Raw genomic sequence first — 12,235 nt, forward strand, 5'->3', positions numbered from 1 at the left:
TTGTTCTGCGTCACTCATCCGAGCAAACTGCGCGCATTCGCCCGCACCGTTCTCTTCAGGATGTTCAATGTTCAAGTCATTCCCCCTGCGTACTGCTTTTGCCGCCTTTGTGCTGACAAGCCTCGCAGGTTGCTCGACGCAGAAAACCGCGATTTACGAGCATGAAAATTTCGATGACTCCGGCACGTTCTCGCGCAACTACCCGGTGGCCGACAAAGCCGCGTGCGAAGCGGCACGCCGTGCCTTGCTCAGTCAGGGCTACATCATCGGCAGTCGCGATCCAAAAATGATCAGTGGCCACAAAAGCTTTCAACAAACCGGTGAAAGCCATCTGGAAATCAGCTTTAGTGTGGTCTGTGCCGATGAGGGCGCAGCCAGCCATCACTCCACCATGTTTGCCAACGCCTTGCAGGACCGCTATGCACTGAAGAAGGTGAATAATTCGGCCAGCCTGGGGGTGGGCGTGTTGGGATCGGTGTCGATGCCGATTGGCTCGACCGATGACTCGATGGTCAAAGTCGCCAGCGAAACCGTGTCGTCGGCGCAGTTTTATGATCGTTTCTTCTCCTTGGTTGAAGTGTATTTGCCCAAAGATGTGAAACAGGCTGCGCACATTGAAGAGACACCCAAGGCTGACCTGGGGGTGCCTGACGCGGTGCCAGCCAAGGTGGAGGTCGCCCCGGGCGCGCTTGCACCGGTGGCTCCGGCCGTTATCGCCCCGGTTGTGGTTCCCGCCGCAACACCGTTGGCTGAACCGGTCATGGCCGAACCGGTCGGCTCACAGCCGGTGGTGCCGCCAGCCGAAGCAGCGCCCATTACCCCGATCGAGGTGCCTGTAACACCGCAAGTGCCAGCGCCTGATGCACCGCAGGCGCCTGATGCCCCGGCACCTGAAACGTCCCAACCCGCTCAAGCGCCGGTGCCCGTGACGGCACCAGCAACCCTTGAAGCGATGCCGATGCAATAAAGGCGCGGTAAATCCGAAACGTTCTGCTACGTTTAATTCTGAGCGCCGGGTCAGCCCGCGAAGGTGTCATTTTTCCTTCATGCGGGCACCTTATGCTGGCTCGAACACGACCACAGACACACAAGGATGCCGACATGGATGACTATCAGGAAGAGCTGCTTGAATATCAGGCATCTGAACTGGACCCGCTGGACCCCGCTGACGACGCCACCGAGTTGTGATCGCAGGGTTGCCCTGTCAAGCCGACTGGCGCTGGCGACGTCGAAACTCTCCCGGGGTTTCGGCGTTCCAGCGTTTGAAGGCGCGTTGAAACGCCTCGGCTGAGGCAAATCCCAACAAATACGCAATTTCACCAAACGCCAACTCTGTATCGCGGATGTAAGTCATGGCGAGGTCGCGGCGCGTGTCGTTGAGAATGGCGCGAAACTGCGTGCCTTCTTCGGTGAGCTTGCGCCGCAGGGTCCAGGTCGGCAGCTTGAGGCGCGCAGCCACTTCTTCCAGGTCGGGTTCACGGCCGCCGTTGAGCAACGGTCCCAGCAGTTGAGTGATGCGTTCGCGCAGGCTGCGGGTGCGGGTCAGTTGCTCCAGTTCGCGTTCACACATCAGCAGCAGACAAGACCAGGTGCTGGGGCAATGCTGCGCATTGCGCAGGTCCAGCGCGTCATGGTTCAAGCGCAACTGATTGGTGTCGGCGCGAAAGTGCAGCGGGTGATGGCTGAGGTGGCGGTATTGCTCGGCGTAATCGGGCTCACTGAACTCGATGTCGATGTGTTCACTGATCAGCGTCGTGCCCGCCACCGACGATAATTGGTGCAGCCAGCCGCAAATGATCGAGTCCACGACAAAGCGGTTATAGGCGTTATACGGGCTGATGGAATAAAAGCGCAGCCAGGCGCCCTGGGCATCTTCGTGCAGGCTCGACTGACCGCGGTAATTGGAGCCGTACAGCGCTTCGAAACGAATCAACGTGCGTGCCGCTTCACGCACCGTGGGCGCCTGGGCGGCTGTCACCCCGGCCAGCCCGGCCTGGCTCAGGCGGCTCAGTTGGCCCATGCGCAAACCCAGCGCCGGTTGCTGGGTCAGCGCAATGGCGGCATGCCCCAGGCGCATGTAGCGCGGGATCGACAACCGCGCCAGCGGCTGGCTCAAGCGGGCGGCATCCAGCCCGTACTGGTTGAGCAAGGGCTGCGGGTCGTGGCCATAACTGCGCACTGCATCGGCCAGTTGCTGCACGAAGCCGACCGATAAATCCCCCAGGCGCATCGGCAACGGTTTCATGGTTTACAACCAGAGATTGAGCAGGCGCGCGCTGGTCACCGGCATGTCGTGGCTGGTCAAACCGTTACGGCTGATAAAACTTTGCCCGCCACTGTGCTTGTTCCAGAACTTGCCTTGTGAGAACACCGTGATTCCGGCTTCGGCAGTGCTGGTGGGCACGCTGCTGATGAGCGTTAAACGGTGCCAGGCTGCGCCCTCGCTGACTTCACCGGGTTTAAGGCTGATTTCGCTGGGTGTCGAAACGCTCTTATAGCCGCCCCACGGTTTTTGCCAGGTGTCTTTGCCGGTGATAAACGCAGGTACTGCGATGAACTGCGCCTGTTGCTCGTTGAGTGAGCGATAGTTTTCGGGGTACCAGCTGTCGCTGCCGACCAAAATGCCCAGGCGCCCGGCCGGGGTGTCAATCACATTCAACTGGTGGTCGGGGCTGGGCTGGATGTAGGTTTGTTCTTCATAGGTGGGCAGCAATTGACGCTGCGGTTTGCCCTGCGCGGCGCCATTGCGGTCAAACACCACGCTGCTGTTGTACAGCGGCCCTGTGCCTGCCCGCAGCGTGCCGTTTTCGATGCGCGGGTCGGGCAGCGCAATGCTCCCGGCCACCAGCGTCACGCCGAACTCCTTGGCCAGCCCGCCAAACAAGGTTTGGTAATCAGCGGCCATGCTCGCGGCTTTCATGCGCAAGTGCGCATCGTTGAGGCGGCTTTCACCGACTGCGCCCAGCCACGCACGGGTGAACGTCAACGGGTTGCTGATGGCCAGCCAGTGCATGGCTTCGCTCAAATCGCGGGCTTGGTACAGTTCGTTTTTTTCACCGCGAAACATTAGCCAGGTGCCAATGTGCTCGGGTAATACGACGATGGTTTTGTCGTTGAGCAAACCGGCATCACGCGCTTTGCTCATATAGGCAGCCAGCTTGAGGTGCAGCAGCGCCAGGCTTTGATAGTCACGCGGCGACAGTTGGGCTTCGATGCCTAACAAGTTGCCACGTCCGCTATCGACGCCGTCGTTGATCGCCAGTTCAACCCGCAGGTCAGACAGGTAGTGGCCGACCTCTCGTTGCTCGGTCCAGTACGCATAACCGCCACCCGCGGCGGCAAGGGCAATCAGTAGGGTGCAGCCAATTAAAGTACGCATGGGAAATAGAGCAGGCAGCCATTTGCAGGATTCGGCGTCTAGGGTAGGTGGCGTATGCACACTTGCCAAGGGGCGCTGCGCAATTGGGTTAATAATTTGTCACTTTGGGTCATTGAGCGGGGTCGGGCGTGCCATTACTGTGCCTTACCTTCAACGACGGGAGCCGCAGAGCATCCCGCGTTCCGTGAATTAGCCTGTTGTGGAGCAACCTGATGACTGCCACTCACTACCCGCATTTGATGGCCCCGCTGGACCTGGGTTTTACCACGCTGCGCAACCGCAGCTTGATGGGCTCGATGCACACCGGCCTTGAAGAAAAACCCGGCGGTTTCGAGCGCATGGCCGTCTACTTTGCCGAACGCGCCCAAGGCGGCGTGGGCTTGATGGTCACAGGCGGCATCGCGCCCAACGACGAAGGCGGTGTGTACAGCGGTGCAGCCAAACTCAGTACCGCTGAAGAAGCCGAGAAGCATGTGGTGGTGACGCAAGCGGTGCACGCAGCGGGGGGCAAAATCTGCTTGCAGATCCTTCACGCCGGGCGTTATGCCTACAGCCTGCGCCAGGTGGCGCCGAGTGCGATCCAGGCACCGATTAACCCGTTCAAGCCCAAAGAGCTGGACGAGGCGGGTATCGAGAAGCAAATCAGCGATTTCGTGACCTGCGCCAAACTGGCGCAAAGCGCTGGCTATGATGGCGTCGAGATCATGGGCTCTGAAGGCTACTTCATTAACCAGTTCCTGGCGGCTCACACCAACCAGCGCACTGACCGTTGGGGCGGCAGCTATGAAAATCGCATGCGCCTGCCGGTCGAGATCGTGCGCCGCGTGCGTGAAGCGGTGGGTGCGAACTTCATCATCATTTATCGCCTGTCGATGCTTGATCTGGTGGAGGGCGGCAGCGTCTGGGATGAAATCGTGCAACTGGCCCAAGCGGTCGAGCAGGCCGGTGCAACCCTGATTAACACCGGTATTGGCTGGCACGAAGCGCGTATTCCGACCATTGCAACCAAAGTCCCGCGAGGCGCATTCAGCAAAGTCACCGCCAAGTTGCGCGGCTCGGTCAGCGTGCCGCTGATTACCACCAACCGCATCAACACCCCTGAGATCGCCGAGCAGATTCTGGCTGAGGGCGATGCCGACATGGTGTCGATGGCGCGGCCGTTTTTGGCTGACCCTGAATTCGTCAACAAGGCCGCTGCCGGGCGCAGCGATGAAATCAACACTTGCATTGGCTGTAATCAGGCGTGCCTGGATCACACCTTTGGCGGCAAACTCACCAGTTGCCTGGTCAACCCGCGCGCCTGTCATGAAACCGAACTCAACTACTTGCCGACCATTGCCGTGAAAAAAATTGCTGTGGTCGGCGCCGGGCCTGCGGGCCTCTCGGCGGCCACTGTGGCGGCCGAACGGGGGCACCAGGTCACGTTGTTTGATTCGGGCAGTGAAATTGGCGGCCAGTTCAACGTGGCCAAACGTGTACCGGGCAAAGAGGAATTCTTCGAGACCCTGCGTTACTTCAAGCGCAAGCTGCAAACCACTGGGGTCGAGGTGTGCCTCAATACCCGCGTGAATGTTGAGCAGCTGCTGGCGGGCCACTTCGACGAAATCATTCTGGCCACCGGCATTGCACCGCGCACCCCGGCGATCCCGGGTATCGATCACCCCAAAGTCCTGAGTTATCTGGATGTGATCCTGCAACGCAAGCCGGTGGGCGCCAAGGTGGCTGTGATTGGCGCGGGCGGTATCGGTTTTGATGTGTCGGAGTTTTTGGTACACAAAGGCGTATCCACCAGTCAGGACCGCGACGCGTTCTGGAAAGAGTGGGGCATTGACACCCGGCTTGAAGCCCGTGGCGGGGTGGCAGGTATCCAGCCTGAGGTTCAAGCGCCCGCGCGTCAGGTGTTCCTGTTGCAGCGCAAAAAAAACAAAGTGGGTGAAGGTTTAGGTAAAACCACCGGCTGGATTCATCGCACCGGCTTGAAAAACAAACACGTTCAGATGCTCAACAGCGTCGAATACCTGAGCATTGACGATCAAGGTCTGCACATCCGCATCGGCGAGGGCGAGCCGCAACTGCTGGCGGTCGACAACATCGTGATCTGCGCAGGCCAGGACCCGCTGCGTGAATTGCAGCAAGGTCTTGAAGCCGCCGGGCAGCGCGTGCATTTGATCGGTGGCGCCGATGTTGCCGCTGAGTTGGACGCCAAGCGTGCGATCAATCAGGGGTCGCGGCTGGCGGCCGAGCTATAAGCGATTGAGGTGCGCTAAACTCCGCTCATTTTTGAGCGGAGTCTGCCGTGAATGTGCCTTTGATCGACTGGCAGCCTTATGCGCCTTTGCAGCGCTTGCATGTTGACTGGCTGACAAACGCAGGGGTTGAGGTGGCGGTGCTGCGCCTGGATCTGATTGACCCACTGATCAGTGGTAACAAATGGTTCAAGCTGCACCATCACTTAAGGGCCGCTCAGGCCGCTGGCGCGCAGGGGCTGATCAGCCTCGGCGGGGCACACTCCAATCATTTGCATGCGCTGGCCGCTGCGGGTAAACGCTTCGGCTTTACCACCGTGGGCCTGCTGCGCGGGCACCCTCAAGCAACCCCGACCACCCGCGACCTGCAAGAGTTCGGCATGCATCTGCATTGGCTGGGCTTTGCCGGGTATCGCGCCCGGCATGAGCCGGGTTTCTGGCAGCCTTGGCACGCGATGTATCCGCAGTTACACACCGTGCCCGAAGGCGGAGGCGGGCTGGCGGGCGCTTTAGGGTGCGCGCCGCTGGTGACGCAGGTGCGCGAGCAACTGGGTGCTATCGGCTGGGCGGATTATGACGCGTGGTGGTTGGCCGCGGGCACCGGGACTACGCTGGCAGGCTTGGTGCTTGCAGACCCGCGCGAGGTGTATGGCGCGCTGGCGGTGCCGCAGGATCATGGGGTGGCACCTAATGTGCAGGCCATCTTGCAACAGGCCGGGCAGGCCTCGCGGCCCTATCAGTTGATCGAGGCCTGCCGTGGCGGGTTTGCCAAGGTCGATGATCAGTTGCTTGAATTTATGCGTGCCAGCGAACAGTCGAGTGGGGTGCCGCTGGAGCCGCTGTACACCGCCAAGGCCTTGTTGGCGCTCAAAGAGGCGGTGCAAACGGGGCATATTGCACGCGGTCGGCGAGTGGTATTTGTGCACACCGGCGGCTTGCAGGGCCGCCGGGGATTTGCCGCACCGGTTTAGCTGCGCTTGGGCAGCATGCGCAGCAAGGTGTTGTCTTTGATCACGTAGTGATGCGCCAGGCCGGCCAGTGAATGCAGACCGATCAGCCAGTAACCAAGGGTGCCGCCCAGTTCGTGCCAGCCCTTGATCTGTTTGGCAGTGTCGATGTCTTTGAGGGTTAACGGCGGCAGGTCAAAGCCGTAGAAAAATATCGACTTGTCGTTGTAGCTCAGCACCAGATAACCCATGACCGGCATGGCGATCATGAACACATACAACGCCCAGTGCATGAGGGTCGCGAGTGCGGTTTGCCAGGCGGGTGGTGTTGGCGTGATGGTGGGCGCCACGCCGAGGGTGCGTGCCAGCAGGCGCAGCCAAACCAGCGCAAACACGGTTAAACCGAGCATGAAATGTGCATCTTTCATCAGCGTGCGGCCGTCGCTGTCTTTGGGGAAGATCCCGCGAAACTCGATGGCGGCGTAGATCAATACAAATAACAGCACCATCAGCCAGTGCAGGGCGATGGACATACGACTGTAACGGTCAGTCGAGCTTTTCCAGGACATGGTGTTTCCTCACGGTTCAGGTCTTGAGCCTGCGTTCTTGTCTGACGCAGTGCGTTCACTTTAATACGGTTGCACTCGATTGCATGGTTTCGCTGTTACCCGGCAGGTTTGGCCACACGTCGGACACCAGAAACAAACGCTCGGCTTCCTCCCAGTCACCGTCGTTGTTTTGAGTCAGGCGCACCAATAATTGCGCGGGTGCCTGGGGATGCAATTGGCTCAGCCAGCCCTTGAGTTGGGTTGCGCTCCAGCAGTCTTGCGGGCCGTAGTGGGCGGGCGCCAGCCACGCATGGCGGGGCAGCGGCTGCCAGCAGCCTTGGGCGCTCTGACGGACAAACGCAGGCCAGTCGCGCTGGTGCAGCCACCGCCCACGCAAGTGTTGAGGGTGAGCGCCCGCTGGCGGCTGCGCATGGCCGGGCCACGGGTACAGCAGGTAGCCGCCCAGCCACAGGTGCGCGCTGAACTGTTGGATATCCAGCCCGGCCAGAATCTCGCGGCTTTGCGCCCGGCTGGACATCGGCAACTGATGCTGGGCGAAGTGGTTGAGTTTGCGGTCCAGTCGGTCATTGCTGCCGGGGCCAAGCCATTGCGCGGGGTCGCGGCCGTCGCCTTGTTGCGGCCCCAGATAGAGCTTGATCGCCAGTTCGAGGTGATGCACGCCGTCGCGATCACGCAACAGCATGTCCAGTTCGCCCAGCGTGTGGCCACCCACGCGAATGGGCAAGTTGGCTGCAATCAACGCCACACCGGGTGCGTGTTGGATAGCAAACTGCCACAGTCGCTCGTAGTAACGGCCGAGCCTGCGCGTGGTGGCCTGCGCGAGCCAGTCCTCCAGGGGTTGGCTGTGCTGATCCAGTGCCCGCAGCCAGTGTTCGAGCGCATCCGGGGCCTGTACCCAGTCGCTGCCAGCCAGCGGGTGACGTTGTGGCCACGGGGTTTGGCTGAGCATGGGGGGCGCGAGGATCACCCACGCCAAATCCCGCACCTGGGGGTGACGTAGCTGGCGGGGCAGGTTGAGCAAGTCGGGGAAGAGGATCATGCTGCGAGCATAGCGTGCTGAAGGGCTGAAAGGGTTTTGTCTATCGTGTGCTTTCGCCCATAATCGTCGTTTTCGCCCGTCACGTATCCCGCAGGAGCCTCATGGAGCAATTTCGTAATATCGGCATCATTGGTCGTTTGGGCAGTTCGCAAGTGCTCGACACGGTTCGCCGACTGAAAAAATTCCTGCTCGAGCGGCACATGCACGTGATCCTCGAAGACACCATTGCCGAAGTGTTGCCCGGTCATGGCTTGCAAACCTCCTCGCGCAAAATGCTCGGTGAAGTGTGCGACATGGTGATTGTGGTCGGCGGCGATGGCAGCTTGCTGGGCGCCGCTCGCGCACTGGCGCGGCACAATGTCCCGGTGCTGGGCATCAACCGGGGCAGCCTGGGTTTTTTGACCGACATTCGTCCGGATGAACTGGAAGTCAAAGTGGCCGAGGTGCTCGACGGCCATTACCTGGTTGAAAACCGCTTTCTGTTGCAAGCCGAAGTGCGCCGTCACGGCGAAGCCATTGGCCAGGGCGACGCGCTGAACGACGTGGTGCTGCACCCCGGTAAATCCACGCGCATGATCGAATTCGAATTGCACATCGACGGCCAGTTCGTGTGCAGCCAGAAAGCCGACGGCCTGATCGTTGCCACGCCGACAGGCTCCACGGCCTACGCCATGTCGGCCGGTGGCCCGATCATGCACCCCAAGCTGGATGCCATCGTCATTGTGCCCATGTACCCGCACACCCTCAGCAGCCGGCCGATTGTGGTGGATGGCAACAGCGAGCTGAAAATCGTGGTGGCCAAGGACATGCAGATCTACCCGCAAGTGTCGTGCGACGGTCAGAACCATTTCACCTGCGCGCCCGGCGACACCATCACCGTCAGCAAAAAAGCGCAAAAGCTGCGCCTGATCCACCCGTTGGACCACAACTACTATGAAGTGTGTCGGACCAAGCTCGGTTGGGGTAGCCGACTGGGCGGTAGGAGCGACTGATGCTCGATCCCGCGCGCAGTTACGATCTGATCGGTGACGTGCATGGCTGTGCTCATACCCTTGAGCATCTGTTGGAGCGTCTGGGCTATCGCAAACATGGCGGTGTTTGGCAACACGCGCAACGCATGGCGGTGTTTCTGGGTGACATCATCGACCGTGGTCCGCGGATCCGCGAGGCGCTGCATATCGTGCGCGACATGGTTGTGGCGGGGCACGCGCTGTGCCTGATGGGCAACCATGAGTTCAACGCGTTGGGTTGGTGCACACCGGCGCCTGCGGGCAGTGGCAAGCAGTATGTGCGTGAGCACAACCCGCGCCACACCCGGCTGATCCACGAAACCCTGGAGCAATTTGCCCAGTACCCCGGCGAGTGGCGCGACTTTGTGCAGTGGTTTTACGACATGCCGCTGTTTGTCGATGCCGGTCGTTTTCGGGTGGTGCATGCCTGCTGGGATGCGGATGTGATTGCCACCCTGCGCGCGCAATACCCCGATGGCTGCATCGACGAACCGTTCCTGCAAGCGGCGGCGCAGCCTGAAAGCTTTGCCAATATGAGCTTCAATCGCCTGCTGCGCGGCACCGACATGCGCTTGCCGAATGGCATGACGTTGACCGGTGGCGACGGTCTGACACGAGCGTTTTTTCGCACCAAATTCTGGGAAGACGACCCCAAAACCTACGGCGATATTGTGTTTCAGCCTGATGCACTGCCCGCAGGCGTGGCACAAAAGCCACTATCGCCCACTGAAAAGAGCGCCTTGCTGCGCTACGGCATTGAAGAGCCGATGTTGTTTGTCGGTCACTATTGGCGCAGTGGCAAGCCTGCACCGATCCGGCCAAACCTGGCCTGTCTGGATTACAGTGCCGTGTTGTACGGCAAGTTGGTGGCCTATCGTCTGGATCAGGAAACACGCCTCGATCCGCACAAATTTGTATGGGTGGATGTTGAGCGCCCGGAGGCTATTCAATGAATGCTGTTGCTGTATTACGTTTGCCGCTGTCGACTGATTTAAGTGGCTTTGTCAGCCTGCTCAAGCGCCTGCAAGTGCCGCATCGCGTCAGTGAAGAGGCGGGCGAGCAAGTGGTGTGGGCGCCAGACAGCATCGCTGACGATGTGCGCAGCCTGTATCAGCGTTTCCCTCAGGGTGATCCCGAACATCAATTGCCGATCGTTGAGCGCCCGCAGGCGATGGCGCGCCCCGGCTTTATCCAGCAATTGCGCGACAGTCCGGCCACTGCCGCGATTTTGCTGTTGTGCATCATCGTCGCGGGGGTGACGCAACTGGGTGAAAACCTCTCGACCCTCAGCGGGCTGACGTTTCTCGATTTCAGCATCCGCGGGCAGTACATCCAGTTCACACCTTTGTCGGATAGCCTGGCCGCCGGGCAATGGTGGAGATTGTTCACCCCGATGCTGATTCACTTCGGTTTCTTGCACATCGCCATGAACGGCCTGTGGTACTGGGAATTGGGGCGACGCATTGAAATGCGTCAGGGCAGCATCAATCTCATTGGGTTGAGCCTGTTGTTCAGCCTGGTGTCCAACTTTGCCCAGTACCTGTTTGGCGGCCCGAGCCTGTTTGGCGGCTTGTCCGGCGTGCTGTACGGCCTGTTGGGGCATGTGTGGATTTACCAGTTGATGGCGCCAAACCCGCTTTATCGCCTGCCTCGCGGGGTTTTGGTGATGATGTTGGTGTGGCTGGCCGTGTGCTTGTCCGGTCTGGTGTCACTGATCGGTTTTGGCCAGATCGCCAACGCCGCCCACGTGGGCGGGCTGTTGATCGGTTGCCTCACCGGTTTGCTCGGCGGCCTGTGGGCCCGCAGAAAGCAGACTCATGCCCTGTAAGTCGATGCCCAAGGCTGCGATGTATACGTGGCGAGCCTTCCTGAAATTAGCGAAGGTTTTTCGGTCCTATCTCACCCTGCGCCAGCGACTACGCGATTAATTACTTTTTAGTGGAAAAACAACCATGTCCTCTTTCAACGAAATGATCCAAAACATCACCCCCGAGATCTACCAGAGCCTGAAACTGGCCGTGGAAATCGGCAAATGGGCGGACGGTAACAAGTTGACCGCCGAACAGCGCGAGCTGTCGTTGCAGGCCATGATTGCCTGGGAGGTGAACAACCTGCCGGAAGACCAGCGCACCGGTTACATGGGCCCGCAGGAGTGCAGCTCCAAGTCCATCTCGGTGCCTAACATCCTGTTCAAATCGGATGCCATCCATTGATTGAAATTGGTCGTGGTGCAATCAGCAAAATGTCGGCAAGCCTTGAATCGCCGACTGTTCAATATGCGTTTCGCTTGGGTGACACCGAGGTGCCGGTCAACCCGTTGATCGGCACTAAACTGCGCCTGGAGTTTTTGGGGGCGATCAACTGTACCCACTGCGGGCGCAAAACCAAAAAAAGCTTCAGCCAAGGGTATTGCTACCCCTGCATGACCAAACTGGCCCAATGCGATGTGTGCATCATGAGCCCGGAGCGTTGCCACTACGACGCAGGCACGTGCCGTGATCCGTCGTGGGGTGAGCAGTTCTGCATGACCGATCACGTGGTGTACCTGGCCAACTCGTCAGGGATCAAAGTCGGCATCACCCGTGCCACGCAGTTGCCTACGCGCTGGCTCGATCAGGGCGCCAGCCAGGCAATACCGATTGTGCGTGTGGCCACGCGACAGCAATCGGGGTTTGTCGAAGACCTGTTTCGCTCGCAAGTGGGGGACCGCACCAACTGGCGTGCACTGCTCAAGGGCGACGCCGCGCCGGTGGACCTCGTTGCAGTGCGTGAGCAATTGTTTGAGAGCTGTGCCGAAGGCCTGCAACAGTTGCAGGAGCGTTTTGGCCTGCAAGCGGTCCAACCTTTGCATGACGTTGCGCCCATCGAGATTCGTTACCCGGTCGAGCAATACCCGAGCAAGATCGTCAGTTTCAATCTGGACAAAGATCCGATCGTCGAAGGCACGCTGATGGGGATCAAGGGCCAGTACCTGATCTTTGACACCGGCGTTATCAACATTCGCAAATACACGGCCTACGAGCTGGCCGTGCATCAGTAAAAGGA

At 59.9% G+C, this 12,235-nt stretch carries 13 protein-coding genes; 9 read left to right on the forward strand and 4 right to left on the reverse strand.

Annotation, left to right across the window (positions count from 1 at the left end; all coding sequences use genetic code 11):
- The first annotated feature begins 67 nt into the window (after positions 1-67).
- Both AP059_RS12650 and AP059_RS22740 read left to right on the forward strand, forming a co-directional pair.
- A complete protein-coding gene (locus tag AP059_RS12650) occupies positions 68-967 on the forward strand; it encodes a DUF2242 domain-containing protein (RefSeq protein ID WP_059763319.1) in 900 nt (299 codons plus the stop codon).
- 92 nt (positions 968-1,059) lie between these two features.
- The gene (locus AP059_RS22740) at positions 1,060-1,188 is read left to right on the forward strand and encodes a hypothetical protein (protein WP_256209838.1); all 129 of its coding nucleotides are present in this window, start codon (positions 1,060-1,062) and stop codon (positions 1,186-1,188) included.
- A 16-nt stretch (positions 1,189-1,204) separates the two neighbouring features.
- Here AP059_RS22740 and AP059_RS12655 read toward each other — a convergent pair whose 3' ends face one another.
- The gene (locus tag AP059_RS12655; RefSeq protein ID WP_059763318.1) at positions 1,205-2,245 is read right to left on the reverse strand and encodes an AraC family transcriptional regulator; all 1,041 of its coding nucleotides are present in this window, start codon (positions 2,243-2,245) and stop codon (positions 1,205-1,207) included.
- Positions 2,246-2,248: 3 nt separating this feature from the next.
- Complete coding sequence (locus AP059_RS12660; protein ID WP_059763317.1) at positions 2,249-3,379, reverse strand: carbon-nitrogen hydrolase family protein; 1,131 nt, start codon at positions 3,377-3,379, stop codon at positions 2,249-2,251.
- A 212-nt stretch (positions 3,380-3,591) separates the two neighbouring features.
- Between AP059_RS12660 and AP059_RS12665 the strand changes: the two genes are divergently transcribed.
- Together AP059_RS12665 and AP059_RS12670 are read left to right on the forward strand one after the other, a co-directional pair.
- Complete coding sequence (locus AP059_RS12665) at positions 3,592-5,628, forward strand: NADPH-dependent 2,4-dienoyl-CoA reductase (protein ID WP_059763316.1); 2,037 nt, start codon at positions 3,592-3,594, stop codon at positions 5,626-5,628.
- A 47-nt stretch (positions 5,629-5,675) separates the two neighbouring features.
- Positions 5,676-6,596 (forward strand): 1-aminocyclopropane-1-carboxylate deaminase/D-cysteine desulfhydrase, encoded by a 921-nt coding sequence (locus AP059_RS12670; protein ID WP_059763315.1) that lies wholly within the window; start codon positions 5,676-5,678, stop codon positions 6,594-6,596.
- Here AP059_RS12670 and AP059_RS12675 read toward each other — a convergent pair.
- Entirely contained in the window at positions 6,593-7,141 is a 549-nt protein-coding gene (locus AP059_RS12675) for a cytochrome b (protein ID WP_059763314.1), read from the reverse strand. The two genes, AP059_RS12670 and AP059_RS12675, sit on opposite strands and share 4 nt — an antisense overlap.
- A gap of 55 nt (positions 7,142-7,196) precedes the next feature.
- The gene (locus tag AP059_RS12680; RefSeq protein ID WP_059763313.1) at positions 7,197-8,180 is read right to left on the reverse strand and encodes a DUF1853 family protein; all 984 of its coding nucleotides are present in this window, start codon (positions 8,178-8,180) and stop codon (positions 7,197-7,199) included.
- 101 nt (positions 8,181-8,281) lie between these two features.
- Between AP059_RS12680 and AP059_RS12685 the strand changes: the two genes are divergently transcribed.
- The 5 genes from AP059_RS12685 (at position 8,282) to AP059_RS12705 (ending at position 12,230) form a co-directional block, all read left to right on the forward strand.
- Entirely contained in the window at positions 8,282-9,172 is an 891-nt protein-coding gene (locus AP059_RS12685; protein ID WP_048364997.1) for an NAD(+) kinase, read from the forward strand.
- The gene (locus AP059_RS12690; RefSeq protein WP_059763312.1) at positions 9,172-10,143 is read left to right on the forward strand and encodes a metallophosphoesterase; all 972 of its coding nucleotides are present in this window, start codon (positions 9,172-9,174) and stop codon (positions 10,141-10,143) included. The genes AP059_RS12685 and AP059_RS12690 overlap by 1 nt, the downstream gene beginning before the upstream one ends.
- Positions 10,140-11,018: a rhomboid family intramembrane serine protease gene (locus AP059_RS12695; protein WP_059763311.1), complete on the forward strand. Its 879-nt coding sequence runs from the start codon at positions 10,140-10,142 to the stop codon at positions 11,016-11,018. The genes AP059_RS12690 and AP059_RS12695 overlap by 4 nt, the downstream gene beginning before the upstream one ends.
- 124 nt (positions 11,019-11,142) lie before the next feature.
- Positions 11,143-11,403 (forward strand): YeaC family protein, encoded by a 261-nt coding sequence (locus tag AP059_RS12700; RefSeq protein ID WP_059763310.1) that lies wholly within the window; start codon positions 11,143-11,145, stop codon positions 11,401-11,403.
- Entirely contained in the window at positions 11,400-12,230 is an 831-nt protein-coding gene (locus tag AP059_RS12705; protein WP_059763309.1) for a DUF2797 domain-containing protein, read from the forward strand. Before AP059_RS12700 ends, AP059_RS12705 begins: the two co-directional genes overlap by 4 nt.
- The last annotated feature ends 5 nt before the right edge of the window (positions 12,231-12,235 follow it).

The sequence above is a fragment of the Pseudomonas sp. TAA207 genome, from assembly GCF_001529285.1.
Taxonomy (GTDB): domain Bacteria; phylum Pseudomonadota; class Gammaproteobacteria; order Pseudomonadales; family Pseudomonadaceae; genus Aquipseudomonas; species Aquipseudomonas weihenstephanensis.

Excerpts from the sequence above, each read along its gene's own strand:
- AP059_RS22740 (WP_256209838.1), top strand. The coding sequence starts at position 1,060 with ATGCTGGCTCGAACACGACCACAGACACACAAGGATGCCGACATGGAT.
- AP059_RS12650 (WP_059763319.1), top strand. The coding sequence starts at position 68 with ATGTTCAAGTCATTCCCCCTGCGTACTGCTTTTGCCGCCTTTGTGCTG.
- AP059_RS12665 (WP_059763316.1), top strand. The coding sequence starts at position 3,592 with ATGACTGCCACTCACTACCCGCATTTGATGGCCCCGCTGGACCTGGGT.
- AP059_RS12685 (WP_048364997.1), top strand. The coding sequence starts at position 8,282 with ATGGAGCAATTTCGTAATATCGGCATCATTGGTCGTTTGGGCAGTTCG.
- AP059_RS12660 (WP_059763317.1), bottom strand. The coding sequence starts at position 3,379 with ATGCGTACTTTAATTGGCTGCACCCTACTGATTGCCCTTGCCGCCGCG.
- AP059_RS12655 (WP_059763318.1), bottom strand. The coding sequence starts at position 2,245 with ATGAAACCGTTGCCGATGCGCCTGGGGGATTTATCGGTCGGCTTCGTG.
- AP059_RS12680 (WP_059763313.1), bottom strand. The coding sequence starts at position 8,180 with ATGATCCTCTTCCCCGACTTGCTCAACCTGCCCCGCCAGCTACGTCAC.
- AP059_RS12700 (WP_059763310.1), top strand. The coding sequence starts at position 11,143 with ATGTCCTCTTTCAACGAAATGATCCAAAACATCACCCCCGAGATCTAC.
- AP059_RS12695 (WP_059763311.1), top strand. The coding sequence starts at position 10,140 with ATGAATGCTGTTGCTGTATTACGTTTGCCGCTGTCGACTGATTTAAGT.
- AP059_RS12690 (WP_059763312.1), top strand. The coding sequence starts at position 9,172 with ATGCTCGATCCCGCGCGCAGTTACGATCTGATCGGTGACGTGCATGGC.
- AP059_RS12675 (WP_059763314.1), bottom strand. The coding sequence starts at position 7,141 with ATGTCCTGGAAAAGCTCGACTGACCGTTACAGTCGTATGTCCATCGCC.